The organism is Bacillus sp. NEAU-Y102 (assembly GCF_054788175.1).
Window position 1 is genome coordinate 435,636 of the sequence record NZ_JBTWFK010000003.1, and the last position, 18,854, is coordinate 454,489.

An 18,854-nucleotide genomic window follows, 5' to 3' on the forward strand; every position below is an offset into this window, starting at 1 on the left:
TACATAGTATGGAACTTTATAAAAAATTAACAACAACATTCATCCTCTTATTCGTCGCTTCAATCACTGTCGGCTTTTCCTTAAAAGGCGCAATTCCATACGCTACATTAGTAAGCATTATATTCGCGACACTATTTTTACTAAGCAGTGCCTTTTGCGCAGGTAAAGCACGTCAAATGAACGGTTGATTACATATGTTCCAGAAGAAACCCACCCTTTGTAAATCATATAAAAAGGAAATACAAACGTATGAAAAGGCTTGGATTCATATGCCATTTCCAGCAAGTGGCATGACTAATATGAAAAAGTATATTGAGCTAGATGGAGAAGTATATTGTAGTTCATGTATTCAAATTGTAAGTAAAACGAAATAAAAAAAGCTTTGCGCTCACCGCGCAAAGCTTTTTTTCATATATTATAGACCAGCTTGCTCTTTTAAAGCTGCAGCTTTGTCTGTACGTTCCCATGAAAGATCTACATCAGTACGTCCGAAGTGGCCGTAAGCTGCTGTTTGTTTGTAAATTGGGCGACGTAAGTCTAGCATTTTAATAATACCAGCTGGGCGAAGATCGAAGTTGTTACGAACTAGTTCTACTAGTACGTCTTCAGATACTTTACCTGTGCCGAATGTATCAACTGAAATTGATACTGGTTGTGCTACACCGATTGCGTATGCAAGTTGTACTTCTGCTTTGTCAGCAAGACCAGCTGCTACGATGTTTTTCGCAACATAACGAGCTGCATATGCTGCTGAACGGTCAACTTTTGTTGCATCTTTACCAGAGAATGCACCGCCGCCATGGCGAGCATATCCACCGTAAGTATCAACGATGATTTTACGTCCTGTTAAACCAGCATCACCTTGTGGTCCACCAATTACGAAGCGGCCAGTTGGATTAATGAAGAATTTCGTTTCTCCATCCATTAATTCTGCTGGTACTACAGCTTTAATTACGTGCTCTTTTAAGTCGCGATCGATTTCTTCCCATGTAACATCTGGGTGATGTTGTGTAGAAATTACGATAGTATCAACACGTACTGGTTTACCATTTTCATCATACTCAACTGTAACTTGCGTTTTTCCATCTGGACGTAAGTATGACAATGTATCATCTTTACGTACTTCAGTTAAACGGCGAGCTAATTTGTGAGCAAGCGAGATTGGAAGTGGCATTAATTCTTGTGTTTCATTACATGCAAAACCAAACATTAAACCTTGGTCTCCTGCACCAATTGCCTCAATCTCAGCGTCAGTCATTTGACCTTCGCGTGCTTCTAGCGCTTGGTCAACACCCATAGCGATGTCAGCAGACTGCTCATCGATAGATGTTAAAACAGCACAAGTTTCTGCATCGAATCCGTATTTTGCGCGTGTGTAACCAATGCCTTGAATTGTTTCACGAACGATTTTCGGAATATCTACGTAAGTAGAAGTCGTAATTTCCCCCGCTACCAATACTAAACCAGTTGTTACAGTTGTTTCACAAGCTACACGTGCATTTGCGTCTTTTGATAAGATCGCATCTAAAATTGAATCAGAAATTTGGTCACAAATTTTATCTGGATGTCCTTCAGTTACAGACTCAGATGTGAACAGATGACGTTTTTTTGTCATGTGGTAAACCTCCCTACAGTAATTGTATATATTGTACGGAACTCATCCTTAATTTGCCACAAACTGCGACATACATTTATTCTCCCACACAAGCATACAGAAAAACCTTTCCTACTTTACATAGAGGAAAGGTTTAATTTGCTACTTGCATACTGCTTTTTGCCCTTCGCTCTTATCGTTCGAGACCTGTAGCCTCGCACAGGTTTTAGCACCTATTCACCTGCATTTATCAATACAAGTGAGGTTGCTGGGCTTCATCGGGCCTGTCCCTCCGCCAGCTCGGGATAAGAGAGTATCCGTCCCAACCTATACTAAAGAAATGATATTCATTTGTCAATTAATATTCACATTTTCCTGAAAGTTTTTCTCAATACGCCTAAAATGAAATATTAATAGGGAAATAATACATTCACACAAACAAAAAGAAATAAATAGTATACATTATTTATATAATTGTGTTATACTATTGTTGGGGATTACGAGAAATATTTCATTAAATGAAAAGGATGGTATATAAATATGAGTACTGTGAATGTCCAAATTGGTTTACACGAATTATTGAACGGAAGCAATGCACAGATTCAACTAAGTGTTCCGCAATTAGTGGAAAAAGTATTAATGCGAAATGAAGGGAAATTAACTTCTACTGGTGCCGTTTCTGCTTCAACAGGAAAATATACAGGACGTTCTCCTAAAGATAAATTTATTGTGAAAGAAGCATCGGTTGCTGACAAAATTGCTTGGGGAGCTGTGAACCAACCGATTTCTGAAGAACATTTTAATAAATTATATACTAAAGTTTTAGAATACTTAAAAGAAAAAGAAGAGTTATTCGTCTTCAAAGGATTTGCAGGCGCTGACCGCAATTACCGCCTACCAATTCAAGTTATTAATGAATATGCATGGCACAATTTATTTGTACATCAATTATTCATTCGTCCAACTGAAGAAGAATTAACAACTCATGAGTCAGGGTTCACAATTGTTTCTGCACCGAATTTCAAAGCTGATCCAGCTGTTGACGGTACAAACTCTGAAGCATTCATTATGGTTTCATTCGAAAAACGTATTGTACTAATTGGTGGTACAGAATACGCTGGAGAAATGAAAAAATCAATCTTCTCTATTATGAACTTCTTACTACCTGAACAAGATATTCTTTCTATGCATTGCTCTGCAAACGTAGGTGAAGAAGGTGACGTAGCACTATTCTTCGGTTTATCTGGAACAGGTAAAACAACCTTATCTGCTGATCCAAACCGTAAATTAATCGGTGATGATGAGCACGGTTGGTCTGATAACGGTGTATTCAATATTGAAGGCGGTTGCTATGCAAAATGTGTAAACCTTTCTCACGAGAAAGAACCACAAATTTTCGATGCAATCAAATTCGGATCTGTTTTAGAAAACGTTATCATTAATAACCAAACGCGTATCGCAGACTACAACGATACTACTTTAACAGAAAATACTCGTGCTGCATACCCTATGCATGCGATCGACAATATCGTACTGCCAAGTGTTGCTGGACACCCAAATACTATTATTTTCTTAACTGCTGATGCATCTGGCGTATTGCCTCCAATCAGTAAGTTATCAAAAGAGCAAGCTATGTATCATTTCTTAAGTGGTTACACTAGTAAACTAGCAGGAACAGAGCGCGGTGTTACATCTCCGCAAGCTACATTCTCAACTTGCTTCGGTTCACCATTCTTACCACTTGATGCATCTCGCTACGCTGAAATGCTTGGTGAAAAAATCGAGAAACACGATGCGAAAGTATTCCTAGTAAACACTGGCTGGACTGGCGGCGAATACGGCGTTGGTAAACGTATGAACTTAGGTTATACTCGTGCAATGATTCAAGCAGCATTAAGCGGTGAACTTGCAAAAACTGAAACAGCTAAACATGACATCTTCGGTCTTGAAGTTCCACTTCACGTACCAGGTGTACCTGACGAAGTGTTAATGCCTGAACAAACTTGGGCTGATAAAGCTGCTTACAAAGCAAAAGCAATCGAGCTTGCAAATGAATTCAAAGAGAACTTCAAAAAGTTCGAAAGCGTTTCTGAAGATATTATTAACTTAGGCGGCCCAATCGCTTAAATTAACACTTTCTGTTGGAATAACCCTTTACTCATATGAATAAGTGTCGTGTAACCGTAAAGTTTCGCGTACTCACCGACAAAACCCAATGCGGCTTAACGGTTACACACACTTACATAAAAAAGAAGCTTATGTTTTTACGTAAGCTTCTTTTTATATCTTATATAAAGTGAAACGTTAATCTCTTCATCTGTGACTTAGTTCGATAAATTACAGAAAATTCATTTTATAATCATTCATTTTTAGTTTTTTATGATACAATTTACATATACAGGAAAGGGTGAAGCCTATGAAAAATTTTTCTCGTGCAGGAAAAATTTTATTCATTTACGGAGCGATCCAAATTTTTTGGGGACTTGTAATGCTTAACGTTAATTTATTTGAGCATACAAGTGAAACGATAAAATATATTATTCTAATTATCGGAATAATTTGTTGTATTATATCCAAATTTTTTAAAGAACATAAAAGTCCTACTAATACGTGATTTCATGTTAACTTATTAGAAGCAGAAACCTGCATTTCAGGCAAAGTTTCGCTTCCTGTTGTACTATCCATCACTGAATCACTTATCCCAGAGTAAACCTATTTCCACAGGGACAAATCACGGTTTCGAACATATAAATTATATCCCTACTCATTACATCTCTCTGGTTTCACATCGCATGAGGCTAAAAGAGGCTCTGACCGCTTCTATCCCTCGCTGGATCCTCTATTCCATCCAAAAGAGGTTTTTTATCTTTTTATCTTTTTATCTTTTTATCTTTTTTAGCTCTTCGTTAATTCTTTCTCATCTTTCATGCTATAGTATCCTAAATTCACAACGATTAAGAAATAACCACCCATAATCCCTACTGCAAATGCCCACATAACCATGTGGTGCTCAATTTCGTACATAATAATAGCACCCAAAATGGCAGCTGCAAAACGGTTAAACATACCGAGTGTCGGTGCTTTCGTCTTCTTTACAATACTATCTCCAAGCTTCTCAATTCTTCTCCCTAAAAGCCAAACGCAATACATACTTACAATAAGCCCAATTCCAGCGCCTAAAAAGTGTGCTGAAAACGGTGTTAACATCCAACCTAGTAACAAAATACCTAGTATATAATACGATTGGATTTTAAATGATCTTAGTGACATACTAATCATGCTGTACCTCTCTTCATTCGTTCTTATCTATTCAACAAAAAATTTCTTTCAAATTCATATTCCTTACATCCATTTCACTCAAATTAAAAACAACATAAACCGTATGTTTATGTTGTTTAAATGTTTTTAGGAAATAATATTATACAAGATTTCGAACATCATATTCTCATATTTTGTGACGGTTTTTCAAACTTTTTCGTCCATTTATGAAAAAAATGATATCAATCTATGAACATACGGATATGATATAATAAATACACAAATAAAGGGGGCGTCTAATGATTTATTTTTTAATGGCTCTCATTCACCTCATTATCCCTGCACTTATCGGACTTTCATTGTATTGGTACACGAAAAATCATAGCATTTTTTACGCTGTCCTCGGTGTTCTTCTTCCAGGTATTATTCTTATTACACTCTTCCGTATTCCATTTTTAAACTTAATTCCACTTATTACTGCTATCTTATTTCTCATCTTCTTACCAAAAATAAAAAAATAGGAAAGCAGATCATAGGTGATCTGTTTTCCTATTTTGATATAGGTTCCCCCGCAGTAGAATGAACTTTTACTTTCTCTGATTTCACAAACCATAGACCGAAAAAAATAATAATTCCACCGATGATTTGTTGAAACGATACATATTCATTTGCCCAGACAGCTGCAAATAAAACAGCTACAAGCGGCGTTATATACATATATACCATCGTATGTGACGCCCCAATTTTTTGAACACCAACATACCACATGACTAAGCCGAATACTGTTACAAAGAAAATGGAATATAGTAAGGCGAATAGTGTCATTCCGTGTGTAATGTGAAATGGCATTATAAATACATATGGTCCACTTAACAATAAAAGCGGAATCGCGCCAACTAAGGCTGACCATGCGGTAACACGTAGTGCTGAATATTTTTTAATTAATGGTCCTGCTAAAACAGGATAAAGCCCCCAGCATATTGATGTAATAAGTCCAATTCCATTGCCATAAAAAGAACTAGCAAGTGAATGTCCTGCTACTAAAACTAATGCTGCACCACTAAAGGCAATGATAGAACCTATGAGCTTTCGAGAAGAAAACTTTTCTTGTTTCAGAAAAATCGCAAATACAGTTGTAAAAATAGGTGAAATAGAAATGAGTAAAGAGGCATTTGTAGCGGATGTATATTTGACAGTTTCCATAAATAACGTTTGATACAGTACAATACCTACAACGCTAACGATGATTAATCTAGGTATATCCTTTCGCTCCATATAAACCGACTTTTCAATAAAAAAAGTAAGAAGTAACAGGAGCGGTGCCGCCGCCATCATACGAAGTGCGGTAAACTCAATTGTTGTAAATTCTAAAAGTCCATACTTCGCAATTGTATAGTTAATCCCCCAAATAATAACAACACTTAAAATTAATAACTCAATTCCCCATCTTCTCATGCGTATCCCCTCCGCAAAGAAAATTATACAGAAAATTAAATCATGTGTACATTTCATTATGTGAAAAAACTTTTTATTATATGAAACGTTTTGGTAAATGAAATTATATTGGCGCAACTCCATTTATATCGGCGACTTCCCAAATATATCGACTTATAAAATAAAAAAAGGTGATTCCAAAATACATTTTGGAATCACCTTTCCTTTACTATACTCGAACGTGTAATTTCATATTTGGATTATAAAACTGGCTTGGGCTCTTCAACTGAAAAGTTCCTCCACCTTCATGCCAATCAACCGTTAACTTATCGTCCATAAATACAAGCTTTGTACGATCAGCGATAAAATTCATTGTGCTTGATTCAATATCCACATCGCGCTCATCTTTCTCTGCTATAGCTACTAAATCGATGATTCCGCTCATGACACAACCGCAACCCTCATTATCGTAAAATAACTTTATATATTTCGCTTCACTTGGAATCGTATCCATAATCTTTTTATATGCTGCTTCTGTTACAGTAACGTACATATGTTAATCTTCATCCTCTCTTCTCTTATCATTCATATATTGTATCACCATTTTTCTTAAAATTTATATACAGAAAATTAAGACTAATATACAATGTATGTGATAAAGTTTCAGCAATCGAGCTTTTATGAGTAGTTCATGCAGGAGAAAGGAGGTTTGCTATCCGTGTTCAAACTACAACGATATCCTATTTTATTAAGTCTATTTGGTAGTTTCTTCATTTCTAGCGGAATGCTATTACAGCATGTACTTCCCTATTCTCCTTCTATCGGCTGGATTCTAGGCTTTATTTGTTTCCTATCCGCTTCTTATTTCGCTACGAAGAATACAAACAACTCATAAAGCAAGAATCATCTTAAGGAGGATTATTAAACATGCCAGCCTTAAAAAAAATAGAGCAATCACTCGATCACTTATTTCAAATTGAAAAATACGGAAAAGATAGTGCCTTTAGTCGATTTATCCCAGCCGTATATGATCCTATCAAATTTCCTTGGCAACAATTTTTCGAAGCAAATTTTGTAGATTTATTTAACGGCCTTATGATGCACGGATCTGAAAATGTAAACAAAGTATTTTTAGCTGTATTCCCTACAGATGACGTTCTTGAAACATTCATTTCACAATCCACACCCGGTGATTTACTCTTTATGCACCATCCCCTTGTAATGGAGTGCGGTGATCCAATTGGAAGATCAGGCCGCGGTTTCATACCAATTCCTGAAAAATATTTGCAAGGAATAAAAGAAAAACAACTTTCTATATATACATGTCACGTACCAATGGATTTTCATCAAACGCATGGAACGAGTATTTCAATTGCAAAAGCATTAAACGCTACTGTAGTGGACGACTTTGCATATGGAGGTCCAGAACAAGAACCAGTTGGCCTTATTTGTGAAATAGATGAAACATCAACAGAAGCACTCCAAAAATATCTAAAACAACTCTTCCAGATCCCTTACACAGACTTCGAAGGTAAACGACATGATTCCATCAAAAAAATCGCAATTATCGCTGGATGTGGCGATGTTGTATCTTTAATGAAGGAAGCAGAAAAAAAGGTGCCGAAGCATATATTACAGGAGAAATCCATTGCCATATCGACAATGATTACGGGCGACATAAATACTCGCTCATTATGGATTATGTAAAAGAAACAAATATGTCTCTAATTGGGGTGTCACACTCTGCCTCTGAATATTTAGTGAAAGAGACATTGATGTATGATTGGTTTAAAGAGAATTTTGATGTGGATGTTATTTTGCTTCCGCAGGAGAAATGGTGGCTCTAACGCTATCATTTTTAAATTTATATACACAATACAATTGACCACAGAAAAATAGATAAATGAGAAAGTACATATACCAACGTAAATGCTTTCGTTGTGCCAGAAAACGAACCTACTGTTAGCACCGAATTTACTGGTGCTAACAGTATTACAGCTGGAAACCTATTTTTGAGAGAGTATACAACCCCTCTTTATATTCATGCTGCAAGTGCTGTATATTCTATTTTTCTAATTACTAACATATAGCAATTCATTCCATAAAAAAAGACCCGAGATTCGGGTCAACAAATAGAAATATAAATGAACTACAACAAATAACAGACAAAGCCATTATATATTTTTCATAGTAAAACATCCATTATTTTCTTTTTACACTATCAATATATTATTTTTCGTTATCGTCCTCTTTTTTAGAACGTCTACCTAAGAAGAACACAAGAACTAATAATATAATTACCAGTAGTACTCCGCCGATAATGTAATATAGCGTGTAGTCTTTTTTCGCTTCTACCGCTGTATCATTTAACTTATCGGCTGTCTTTCCTTCAATTGTAAATTTCTTCGTCCATTCCCACTTTTGATCGCCATCAGTGGCTTTCACTTCTACTCGGTACATTCCTGGATCAAACGCTTTGTTTTCCCAGCTAATAGCGTAATCAAAGTTTGAGTTTGGCGCCATTCTTAAATTTTCTTTTTTCGCTTCAAATAAAACGTCTGTACCTTTTTCTTTATATACCTTTGCATCAACACTTAAATTTTTTAACATTGCTGGCTTTACGTTTTGTAAATTTGCAGTAACAACGTTACGCCCGTTAATTTGTGTTGGCTTTACTTCGTTTAATTTCATGTCTGGTTTTACTTCAGCATCCGTCTCTTTTAAAACAACGCCAATTGCGTATGCATATTTATTTTCAATTTGCACACCTTCATCTTTTTTCTTTGCATTCTCATCTTCTTTTTCTTTAAAGTATAAACCACCTAAAATAACACCATCAAACGACTCACTTGGCATTTCCAAGTTTATATCAACTGTCACTATGCTGTTAGCTGGGACTTTCGTTTCTTTTGGCATTTTAGCAATTTTAGAAAACGGATATTTCAAAGTAGAATCCGTTTTTGGTTCTACTGTACTATAATCTGTAATACCATTGCTATTCGTAATTGCTGTATTAGCAAACGATTCTACCACAACTTCTTTATTCGTATCATTTTTCATTTGGACTTGAATTGTTTGCTTTTGTCCAGGTTGCATTTTCAAATCAAAATACGTTTGATTTTTATCAATTTGATTTTCTGGTATAACTGCTGTCACAGCGAATTTCATTTCAGCCGCATATACTGAAAAAGCGTTTACCATGAAGAATGTAATTAATAGTAAGCTAGTAAATAGTTTTTTTACCATCTCTTATGTAGTCCCCTTCATATCCATTTTATAGACAAGAAAGAGATAAGGTTAAAGCCATTCCCTTATCTCTTCTCATTTTCCTCTTTTATCTTAAAATTCCTCTTACTTACATAGGAGCGTCTGTTAGTTCCCAAGTTAGTGAAGTTGTGTATTGTGTTTGTTCTTTTTTCGTTTTACCTGGTACAGATAACTCTACGCTTTGTTTCGCTTCTGTTGCATCTTTACCGAACGTATTTACCCATGTACCCATACCTTGGTTTTCTTTTGCATCGATTAAATCAGATGCTGCACCACTTGGATTTAATGTGATAGATTGTTCTGCTGTTGGTGCGTCGCTACCTGCATTTGATTTCAAAGCTGAATTTTTTAATGTTAATGCCGCACCATCCAACGCTTTATCATCTGCAGTTTTGAATTGACCATTTTGTTTTACTGTTAAATGCCATCCAGCATTTGTACCACGATTATCTGTTACTTGAACGTAGTTCGGCACGTCAATTACAGAACCGTCTACTTTTTTCTTTACTTTATCTAATTCTGCAAAGTAGATTTCGTTATTCCCTGATGCTTTTTGTGTTTTAAAGTTGAAGTTAGATACATAATCAATACTTAGTGGACCATCTGTACCTTTTTTATCTGGATCAACTGGATCTACAGTTTCATCTGGATTCTCTGGATTAACAACATCAATTTTATCTGTATTTTTCTCGAATTTAATGAATGCTTTTGAGTCTAATTTCCCGCCATCTTTCTCAGCTGCAAATGCAGACGTCCCTACTGATACTGATGATAATGTTACCGCTCCAATTAATGCTATTTTTGCTAGTTTCATAGTTTTATACCCCTTTATAATCTTTTTTAAAATTCAGTCATTCTTAATTTTCAATCTTGTATAAGCTTAGTTTGGTGTATCTTCTAAAGTCCAAGTTAACTCAGCTGAATATTTCGCACCTTTTTCTTTCGCCGTCGTACCTGGTACGAATAAGCTCACACTCTGTTTACCTTGTTCTGTTCCTTTACCAAATGCAGTCGTCCAATCACCCATACCTTTATTCTTTGCGGCAGTAGTAATTTCCACCGCATCTCCACCTGGAGCTAGCGTTACTTTATTTTTAAATGTTGTAGGTGCATATTGTGCATCAGTTACAGAATTTACAGCTGGGTTACTTAAGCTTAAAGCTGCATTTGTTAACTCACTATTACCACTTTTAAATTGTGCATTTTGCTTTACTTTCAATTTCCATCCTGCATTTGTACCACGGTTATCTGTTACAGATACGAAGTTAGGTACTTCAACTGTTTTGCTCCCTTGTTTCACTTTATCCAATTTTGCAAAGTACGTTTGATCATTACCAGAGATAACTTGCTCGCCGAAGTGTAAGTTAGAAACGTAGTTAATACTTAATGGACCTTTTGTTCCTATTTCATGGTCACCAGGGTTCTCTGGTGTAACTTTTTCATTTGGATTTTCTGGATTGTTTGGATCTGTTGTGCTTGTATCTTCAATAAACGTTACATCGGTTTTTGATTTCATATTTGCTTTCTCTTCCGCAAATGCTGAAGTTCCTACTGCTGTAACTGATGTTAATGATACTGCACCGATTAATGCTAATTTTGCTAGTTTCATATGTACCTTCCCCTTTTCTCTGTTTTCATCTATTTTTTATTTTGAATACACTTTCTTTCCCCTAATTCTTTTGAATACATATAGAGATAAAACAATCGAAAACAATCCTATATATTGTTTGAAGTCCCGTGTCTGGCCTCCTGTTTTCGGTAAATATTTATCTCCATTTTTATTTTTATCAACTGTCTCTTTTTTTGTATTTATCTTTGTCGGATCAGTTGATGTATTTGGTGTATAGCTATTCGAAAATGTAATACCCGCTTTTGAATTCGTACTTGTAGCCGTTACTACATTTGCCATAAGAAACGGCACACATATAACTGTGGAAACGATAATACCAACTATTTTTTTCATTACTCTCTCCTTTCTAAAATTTATATATTTCATATATTTTTAGAGAGGAGCATCGGTTAATGTCCATTCTAGCTGTCCAGCATATTTTGTATTTGCTTTGACATTCGGCCCTGGTTTTACTTGTAAATGAATTCCCTCGTTTTCCTTCCAATTTAATGAAACCTCCTCGTCGTTTTTAGAAGTATACGAGAATGCTTCTATACTAGAATTACTTAAAGGTGTATCCTTTCCATTTCGTTTGTAAATCAATGCTCCCGTCAATGTGTCATTTTGCGCTGAAGTTAATGGTGTAATTTCCTTTACATATACACTCCATTTTTGCTTTTTAACACGATTATCGGTTACCTTTAAAGAATTTGAAATCGCCTTCGGTGTGTATGTCGTTGTTTTCGATGGAATTGTTACATCTCCAAAGGTAATTTCTTTTGGTACGTCTACTAACTTTAAAGTCCCATCAACGACAGTAACCGGTACTTGAATCTCCGCTTGTACACCTTGCTTCGTTTCAATTACAACCGTTACAGTATGATTCCCTATTGTTTTTGTATCCGGAATATTGATTAACTTCATTACTGATATTGGTTTATCTACATCCAAATTCGTATCTACAGATAAATCTGTCACAAATTTAGAAATATCCATTTTTGTTAAATCTGTTCCTTGCACTACTTTTTGTGGGACTGGTTTCCCAGTCGGAATACCTTTATACCTTATTTTTGCGATTCCATCTCGATTACTATCTTGCCCATTCTTATCGTCATCTAAATAGTTTTTAGCTGACACCGGTATTTCAAGATAACCATCTTTATAATATTTCATTACATCAGCACCTTTTACAGGAGAACCTGTAATTGTCATCTCGTAAATTTTCCCGTTGAATTCTTCTGTTTTTAGCGCATTTGCTTTCGCAACCGCAGTGACCTTATTGTTTTTCCTGCTAATATCAAAGAAGCTACTTACATCATCTCCACTTTCCACATCTTGAATGGAAACATCATTCACAGTAAAATCCTTATTCACTTCACTTTCTAATACAAAAGATTTCGCATAGTGAATATCTTTCGATTGAGCAGGCATATTTTGATATACCTTATAAGAAAGTTGACGGGAATTATCTTCCACGATATCTCCTATTACACTTGGAGCTGGAATTTCAATTTGTGCAATCGCTAATTGGTCGTATGATACATTAACACCTGAAGCATTTAATCTAACTTCTAGCGGTAATTCTGTTAAATTATCAAATGTAATTGTCATATCTGCTTCTGGAGTAGCTACTGGGCCTGCTGTTCCAGAAAACTCTATTTTATTATTCCCTTTGTCTTGATACCTAATTGAACTCGTATCATACACGTATAAATTCGTTAAATGACTACCATCATTACGTAACGTTACATTTTTATAACTATTTATCCTTTTGAAATTCCACATTGCCGTTAATGGTACTTTTTTACTTGTTCCGTGTTCATAAAATTCAAAGGAAGCATTATAAGTTTGGCCTGACCTTCCGTTCCCATATAATTGTAAAAAGTTTTTTGCATCACCTTTAGTTATTGGTGTTTTAACATCTACAGATGAAGCTGTCATAGAGTGAATATTAATACGGACATCAATCCATTTCCCTTGATATTCACCAGCTTTTTTTACTAATACGTACTGTTCTCTATTTGAATTTCTAAATGTATATTGACTTTGACCAGTTCTGTCATTGCTACTACCCTTTACCTCATATGTTACTTGTGGGCTCCAAACAAATCTAAAAGCATATTTACCCGGGATAGAAGGCCCTTCACCTGTTCTATTATTTATTACCTTTACATTTGGATATCTAAGAATACTTGTAACAGGACTAGCAGCTAGTAGAGATTGGCTCTTTAATACCTTCTCAGCTTGAATAGCAGGTAATTCCTGATTATTTTCGTTTACCTTATTGCTCTCTTTTAATTCATTTTCCTTTGATACGAGTTCTTCATTAACCTTTTCTTTCTCTAAAGTCTTCGTTTCTTTTGGAACTTCAGCATTAGTAGGATTTATTTCTTGTTTTTTATTTTCTTCCGATACTTTTACTTTTTCATTTTTTTTTTTCACAACTTCCTCTGAAGCCTTTGGATTTTCATCAGAAATAGCTACATTTAAAGCCTCTTTTTTCTCTACAACATGTAGAGAAGGAGATTCAATTTTCTTTTCATTCCCTTCAAACTTCACTATCGGTTCAAATTTGTACTCTCCAGCTTTTTTCATTTGAATGACTACATATACGTCACCGATAGAATTACTTTGTTCATTCTTTTCAATTTTTACAATGTGATCTTCTGTTACTGAAATGTTTTGAATCGCTTTATTATTTTCATTCATTTTTTTCGTTTCTTCTTCATTAAAGAGCTGTTCATTAGATAATTTCAGCTCGATATTAGCATCTTGTTTATTTGTATTTGTAATCTTTAATACTACATTTTCATCAACTTTTATTTCTTGTTTATCCATATGAACGATTAAACGTCCTTGCTCGTCATTTGTAACCGCATAAACTTTCGTTGCAGAGTAGTCTAGCACACCAACTTGTGTAAATAATATTCCTCCAGCGAGAAGTATACGCCCAAATTTCCCTATTTGATTTTGCAATATACTTCCCTCCCTCGCTTTTTATGTACCGAATATTCTGAACATTAAATGTATTAATCGACTAAATTTACAATCATAATGTGTATTCTGAAAAAATAAAAAGCCTGGTTGCCTTTTCGATTTTCATATATCACAACATGTGTGAAAATCCAAACTGCAACCAGACTATCATAGTAATTTTCATTACCTTAGACTCTTAGCTTTGCGACCTATCCTTTCGAACAGTGTGCCTATTTATTTTTTTTGAGACAACAAAAAGTCCAGTTGCCTCTTCGATTTTCATACACACAACTATGTGTGAAAATCCAAACTGCAACCAGACTATCATAGTAATTTTTATTACCTTAGACTCTTAGCTTTGCGACCTATTCTTTCGAACAGTGTGCCCATTTATTTTTTTTTGAGAAAACAAAAAGTCCAGTTGCCTCTTCGATTTTCATACATACAACTATGTGTGAAAATCCAAACTGCAACCAGACTATCATAGTAATTTTCATTACTTTAGACTCTTAGCTTTGCGACCTATCCTTTCGAATAGTGTGCCAAATATAGGAATTTATTTATCGTGTTTTGAATATACCATTAAAACCCAAAAAAGAAAATAGTTTTTTTAGAAAAAAATAATTAATTTTTATAGTCTAAATTCCCCCCGGAAAATCCATAATGAAAACTTTCAAAAAACATTTTGATATTAAAAACACATCATACATTCTTTATAGATAAAGTGAAACTTTAATCAGCCCTCACCAATCGGGCTGCCCGGCAAATAGCGGGATAAAATAAAAAAACATCACTTCCAAATAAGTGATGTTTTTTGTAGTTAATGCAGTGGTAACATAACCTCAACCGTCGTTCCAGCCCCAACTTCACTTTCAAAACTCATTTTACCGTTGTGATCTTTAATAATTTTTTCTGTAACTACTAAACCTAGACCAGTTCCTGTTTCTTTCGTTGTATAAAAGGCTTCGTTTAACTTTGGAATTTTATCTTTCGGAATGCCGCATCCCTCATCTTTCACTTGAACGATGATTCCTTCTTTTACAGTAACTTTAATCGTAATTGTTCCGCCAACTGACATTGCTTCAATTGCATTTTTAATTAAATTAAAAAAGACCTGTTTTAATCGTTTTTCATCACATGTAATTGATGGTAAGTCTTTACTGTAAATACCTTGTATGTGGACTCCTTGTTTTAAAGCAGGCTTTTCCATAACTCGAATAACATAAGAGATAATTTCTTGTATGTTATGAGTTTCTGATTCTAGTGATTTAGATTTCTCAAATCCACTAAGTTCTGTAGCAATTATATGAATCCGATCTACTTCTTGTTTCATAATATCACTATAAATTTTATCCTCTGGATGCTTGTCTGCTTGTTTATTCACAAGTTTTTTTAAGTTTGCTAAAGGTCTTCTAATCTTATAACCAATAACCGTTGCCATCTTTCCAACAGCTGCTAGTTTTTCTGTTTGTTTTATTTCTTTGTCCATCATCTCAAGCGTACGAACGTAAGACTGAACCCTCAAAAATATAATCCAACATATAATAGTAAATACACTATATAATGCCATTGGGATTAAAACGAGAGAAGATTGAATAATGATTCCTGTAAAAGCGTACTTCCCGACAAGTATCGCTGGAACTAACCAGAAATATCTTTTATTCACAAAGATTGGTGCAAACAAAATAAAAAATACTTCTACTATATTTCCACCGTCAAATTCCGCATCGCTACCATAATAAATCATAATGTTGTGGATACAATCTAATACATTATAGCCAATTAGAATAATATACTTTACCGCAAAAACATTCTTCCATTTCATAAAGTATATTCCAATGCAAAACAATACTACCATCAAAAAGTAAAGCCATAAACCTAAACCATCTTCAAACTTTCCTACGCCTTCTTGCTCTCCCGCGATTAAAGGTACGATAAATTCATAGGCAAGATCATACACAAAAAATATAATAAAAAATAAACTTAAAAATACTTTCAACGCCTTTATTTCTTCATTTTTAAATATATAGCCTTTATTCATATGGTAACTCCTAGCTTTTCTTCCACTTGAATTTCAGTATTTCCACACTTCCTTGGCAGAATAATGTCTATTCTCGTTCCAGTATTTCTTTCACTTGAAATATGTAACTCACCAAGGTGCTCGGCGACAATTCGATTCGCTACTGTAAGACCCAGACCAATTTTATCTTGTTTCGTTGTATAAAAGGCCTCTGTAACACGGGCTAAGTTTTCTTGCTTAATACCATGACCATTATCAATTAAGCTGATCATCACATACTCTTTCCCTTTATTTTCTAACCGTAAATGTAATATGCCACCTTGCTCCATTGCTTCTAAAGCATTTTTTATCGTATATAGAAAGACTCCTCTTATTCTTCGTTCATCACATTCAACTTCTATTGTTTGTTCTCCCACATTAGAAATAAGCTGCACATTTAATTCATTCATTTTTTCGCGAAGAGTTGTTGTTGCTTGTAATACAATTTTACCTAGATCATGTTTCTTATAAATAGAAGGCTTGCATGTAGCAACTTCCATCAACTCACTTATCATATTATTCATATTTTCTATTTCAAAGATCATACGTTTATAAACAGGATCCTCTTCATGCTTCTCTCTTTGTAATTGCGTAAATCCTTTTAATGAAGCGAGTGGATTTTTAATTTCATGTCCAACCGTCGCTGCCATTTTTCCGATTACTGCTAATTTTTGTGATTCACTAGCAATCGCAATACTTTCCTTTACAGCTGAAAGATATTGTAAAAATCGGTTTAAAATGATATATGCAGCTATTAACATAAGTGTACACATAATAAGGAACATAAATGCTTTTATTTCCTCTAATACAAATAAATAAATTAAATATTTTCCTACAATAGAAGAAAGTAAGATTACATAAAATTTTTTATTTAAAAATATGGGTACAAAGAAAATGAGAATAATTTCTATTATATTTGTCGCATCAAACGCCGCCTTATTATAAAAAATATACGAAAATATATTAGCGATTTCTATCCCTATGTATGCAAATATCCATGCATATTTAACAAGGTTTGCCTTCTCTTTTTTCATTAAATATATATTCATGCACAGTATTGCTGCTCCGCAAATAACTTGCCATACTATGTTGTATCCCTTATCCATTATTGATTTATTGTCTAATACAATTGCATAGAAAATTTGATATACAATAACAATAACATATAACACCCATAAAAGGATTTTTGCATTCCTTTCTTCTTCTTTATATGATAGAAAACTTTCTTTCACTTCAACACCCCTTCAAAATAACATCTCAAAGAATACCATTTATTATAATAAATGATTTTCATAGACAAACAAAGATAAATCGCACATTTGAGGAAAATCATCCCAACGATGCAACATCTTCATGCTATATACAAGCATAAAAACCATAAACAATAATGAAGTGAACCCCGAAAACGGGACACCAATCAAAACACCTAAACCACTTGTTCCCTAAATTCTTTAGGGGATAGGTGGTTTAATTTTTCTTGAATTCGCACACAATTGTAGTAATGAATGTATTCTAGCACAATCTTTCGCACAGTTGTGTTGGATACTTTTGTTATCTTTTGTGAATAGAAAGCTTCACTTTTTAAATGACCAAAGAAGCTTTCCATGACGGCATTATCATGGCAATTTCCTCTCCGGGACATGCTGGTGATCATGCCGTTTTCTTTGGCATACGCTTGAAATTCTTTTGCTGTATAAATACTTCCTTGATCCGAGTGAAGAAGGACATCTTTTACTTTTCGCCCTCTCATTGCTTGTTTCAATGTTTTCATCGCTAATGTCAGTGTTTGTGATTCGCTGATGACACAACTAATAATTTCACGATTAAAGGCATCCATGATCGTTGATAAATACAAGGTACGCTCTCCAAATAAGAGATACGTCACATCCGTAAACCACTTTTCATTTGGTTTGGATGCATCGAATTGGCGCTCCAATCGATGAGGGGCTACCATTGGTTCCGCACCATTGATATATTTCTTTTTCTTTCGACGCACTTTTGAAAGAATATGATTTTGTCTCATGATTCGTAATACTTTTTTATGATTGACACACAGTCCCATTTTTCGAAGAGTAGCGGTCACTCTTCGATATCCATACCGGAATTTATGCCTAAGACAGACGTCCTTTACTTTTTCTTCTATATCATCTTTCAGATCTTCCGTTCGTTGTAACCAACGATAAAATGTAGAACGGGGTAATTCTAATACGTTACACAAGTCTTTTACCGTTATTTTTGTTTGTACATTTCTCCATAAAGTAACTACAGTTTCTGGTTTCAGCCCCTTTCGATTTCCAGATACTTTCCCCATACAAGTAATTTTGTTTTTAGATGTTTATTTTCTAAACGTAGCTGTTCTAATTCACTGAGCTCTTTTGGTCCTTTTCCATAAGAATATTGTTTTCCTACAGGTTGTTGAAAACGGTACGTTTGATCGGTACGATACCACTTCATCCACGTCTTAATTTGGGAAACATTTTTAATTCCAAGCTTCTCCATAATTGTCCAATTGGAATATCCATCCTTTTTCATTTCAATCACTTTCCACTTTACTTCTTCTGGGTAATGAACTCTTGTCTTCAAACGAAAAACACCTCCAATGAATTTGCATACTTAGTATGCGAATTCAGGAGGTGTTTTTTTCATGTACCACTATT

At 34.7% G+C, this 18,854-nt stretch carries 18 protein-coding genes, 1 pseudogene and 4 riboswitches; of the genes and pseudogenes, 7 read left to right on the top strand and 12 right to left on the bottom strand.

Annotated features, from left to right (window positions below):
• Positions 1 to 8: 8 nt before the first annotated feature.
• Complete coding sequence (locus tag ACYFX0_RS11690; protein WP_000424807.1) at positions 9 to 188, top strand: hypothetical protein; 180 nt, start codon at positions 9 to 11, stop codon at positions 186 to 188.
• 6 nt (positions 189 to 194) lie between these two features.
• Entirely contained in the window at positions 195 to 374 is a 180-nt protein-coding gene (locus tag ACYFX0_RS11695; RefSeq protein WP_000486788.1) for a hypothetical protein, read from the top strand.
• A gap of 41 nt (positions 375 to 415) precedes the next feature.
• Here ACYFX0_RS11695 and metK read toward each other — a convergent pair whose 3' ends face one another.
• Complete coding sequence (gene metK / locus ACYFX0_RS11700) at positions 416 to 1,615, bottom strand: methionine adenosyltransferase (RefSeq protein WP_000163117.1); 1,200 nt, start codon at positions 1,613 to 1,615, stop codon at positions 416 to 418.
• 169 nt (positions 1,616 to 1,784) lie between these two features.
• Positions 1,785 to 1,906: riboswitch (SAM riboswitch) on the bottom strand.
• A gap of 228 nt (positions 1,907 to 2,134) precedes the next feature.
• On the opposite strand from metK, the gene pckA reads away from it, so the two are divergent.
• Both pckA and ACYFX0_RS11710 read left to right on the top strand, forming a co-directional pair.
• Positions 2,135 to 3,721, top strand: coding sequence for a phosphoenolpyruvate carboxykinase (ATP) (pckA, locus tag ACYFX0_RS11705; protein ID WP_000108813.1), 1,587 nt, complete (start codon positions 2,135 to 2,137; stop codon positions 3,719 to 3,721).
• A 289-nt stretch (positions 3,722 to 4,010) separates the two neighbouring features.
• The gene (locus ACYFX0_RS11710) at positions 4,011 to 4,208 is read left to right on the top strand and encodes a hypothetical protein (protein ID WP_000788101.1); all 198 of its coding nucleotides are present in this window, start codon (positions 4,011 to 4,013) and stop codon (positions 4,206 to 4,208) included.
• 281 nt (positions 4,209 to 4,489) lie between these two features.
• Here ACYFX0_RS11710 and ACYFX0_RS11715 read toward each other — a convergent pair whose 3' ends face one another.
• Entirely contained in the window at positions 4,490 to 4,873 is a 384-nt protein-coding gene (locus ACYFX0_RS11715) for an ATP synthase subunit I (protein WP_000624926.1), read from the bottom strand.
• A gap of 278 nt (positions 4,874 to 5,151) precedes the next feature.
• Here ACYFX0_RS11715 and ACYFX0_RS11720 point away from each other — a divergent pair, with 278 nt between their 5' ends.
• Positions 5,152 to 5,373 carry a hypothetical protein gene (locus ACYFX0_RS11720; protein ID WP_000639042.1) on the top strand — a complete coding sequence of 74 codons (222 nt, stop codon included), beginning with the start codon at positions 5,152 to 5,154 and terminating at the stop codon, positions 5,371 to 5,373.
• A 28-nt stretch (positions 5,374 to 5,401) separates the two neighbouring features.
• On the opposite strand, the gene ACYFX0_RS11725 is transcribed toward ACYFX0_RS11720, so the two are convergent.
• Together ACYFX0_RS11725 and ACYFX0_RS11730 are read right to left on the bottom strand one after the other, a co-directional pair.
• Complete coding sequence (locus tag ACYFX0_RS11725; RefSeq protein WP_016077180.1) at positions 5,402 to 6,307, bottom strand: DMT family transporter; 906 nt, start codon at positions 6,305 to 6,307, stop codon at positions 5,402 to 5,404.
• 208 nt (positions 6,308 to 6,515) lie between these two features.
• Positions 6,516 to 6,839: an iron-sulfur cluster biosynthesis family protein gene (locus ACYFX0_RS11730; protein ID WP_460270534.1), complete on the bottom strand. Its 324-nt coding sequence runs from the start codon at positions 6,837 to 6,839 to the stop codon at positions 6,516 to 6,518.
• A 165-nt stretch (positions 6,840 to 7,004) separates the two neighbouring features.
• Here ACYFX0_RS11730 and ACYFX0_RS11735 point away from each other — a divergent pair, with 165 nt between their 5' ends.
• Together ACYFX0_RS11735 and ACYFX0_RS11740 are read left to right on the top strand one after the other, a co-directional pair.
• Positions 7,005 to 7,181, top strand: a complete 177-nt coding sequence (locus ACYFX0_RS11735) for a hypothetical protein (protein ID WP_086398482.1) — start codon at positions 7,005 to 7,007, stop codon at positions 7,179 to 7,181.
• Positions 7,182 to 7,213: 32 nt separating this feature from the next.
• A pseudogene (locus ACYFX0_RS11740) lies at positions 7,214 to 8,133 on the top strand (Nif3-like dinuclear metal center hexameric protein).
• 382 nt (positions 8,134 to 8,515) lie between these two features.
• Here the strand turns inward: ACYFX0_RS11740 and ACYFX0_RS11745 are convergent.
• The 8 genes from ACYFX0_RS11745 to ACYFX0_RS11780 all read right to left on the bottom strand — a co-directional run bounded on the left by ACYFX0_RS11745 (position 8,516) and on the right by ACYFX0_RS11780 (position 18,780).
• Positions 8,516 to 9,532, bottom strand: a complete 1,017-nt coding sequence (locus ACYFX0_RS11745; protein WP_000239426.1) for a DUF916 and DUF3324 domain-containing protein — start codon at positions 9,530 to 9,532, stop codon at positions 8,516 to 8,518.
• Positions 9,533 to 9,641: 109 nt separating this feature from the next.
• Positions 9,642 to 10,367 carry a WxL domain-containing protein gene (locus ACYFX0_RS11750; protein WP_000761506.1) on the bottom strand — a complete coding sequence of 242 codons (726 nt, stop codon included), beginning with the start codon at positions 10,365 to 10,367 and terminating at the stop codon, positions 9,642 to 9,644.
• Between the two features lie 66 nt (positions 10,368 to 10,433).
• The gene (locus ACYFX0_RS11755; protein ID WP_460270536.1) at positions 10,434 to 11,162 is read right to left on the bottom strand and encodes a WxL domain-containing protein; all 729 of its coding nucleotides are present in this window, start codon (positions 11,160 to 11,162) and stop codon (positions 10,434 to 10,436) included.
• A gap of 36 nt (positions 11,163 to 11,198) precedes the next feature.
• Entirely contained in the window at positions 11,199 to 11,516 is a 318-nt protein-coding gene (locus tag ACYFX0_RS11760; protein WP_460270538.1) for a cell wall anchor protein, read from the bottom strand.
• Positions 11,517 to 11,555: 39 nt separating this feature from the next.
• Positions 11,556 to 14,138 carry a WxL domain-containing protein gene (locus ACYFX0_RS11765; protein WP_460270540.1) on the bottom strand — a complete coding sequence of 861 codons (2,583 nt, stop codon included), beginning with the start codon at positions 14,136 to 14,138 and terminating at the stop codon, positions 11,556 to 11,558.
• A gap of 152 nt (positions 14,139 to 14,290) precedes the next feature.
• A riboswitch (cyclic di-GMP riboswitch) is annotated at positions 14,291 to 14,379 on the bottom strand.
• Between the two features lie 67 nt (positions 14,380 to 14,446).
• A riboswitch (cyclic di-GMP riboswitch) is annotated at positions 14,447 to 14,535 on the bottom strand.
• Positions 14,536 to 14,603: 68 nt separating this feature from the next.
• Positions 14,604 to 14,692, bottom strand: a riboswitch (cyclic di-GMP riboswitch).
• 266 nt (positions 14,693 to 14,958) lie between these two features.
• Positions 14,959 to 16,179 carry an ATP-binding protein gene (locus ACYFX0_RS11770; RefSeq protein ID WP_460270542.1) on the bottom strand — a complete coding sequence of 407 codons (1,221 nt, stop codon included), beginning with the start codon at positions 16,177 to 16,179 and terminating at the stop codon, positions 14,959 to 14,961.
• Positions 16,176 to 17,429: an ATP-binding protein gene (locus ACYFX0_RS11775; protein WP_460270544.1), complete on the bottom strand. Its 1,254-nt coding sequence runs from the start codon at positions 17,427 to 17,429 to the stop codon at positions 16,176 to 16,178. The genes ACYFX0_RS11770 and ACYFX0_RS11775 overlap by 4 nt, the downstream gene beginning before the upstream one ends.
• A gap of 194 nt (positions 17,430 to 17,623) precedes the next feature.
• Positions 17,624 to 18,780, bottom strand: a protein-coding gene (locus ACYFX0_RS11780; RefSeq protein WP_097826534.1) for an IS3-like element ISBt2 family transposase whose coding sequence is annotated in 2 segments (ribosomal slippage) — positions 17,624 to 18,528 and positions 18,528 to 18,780 — 1,158 coding nt in all. Because the reading frame shifts where the segments join, the coding sequence is not laid out codon by codon here.
• Positions 18,781 to 18,854: the final 74 nt, after the last annotated feature.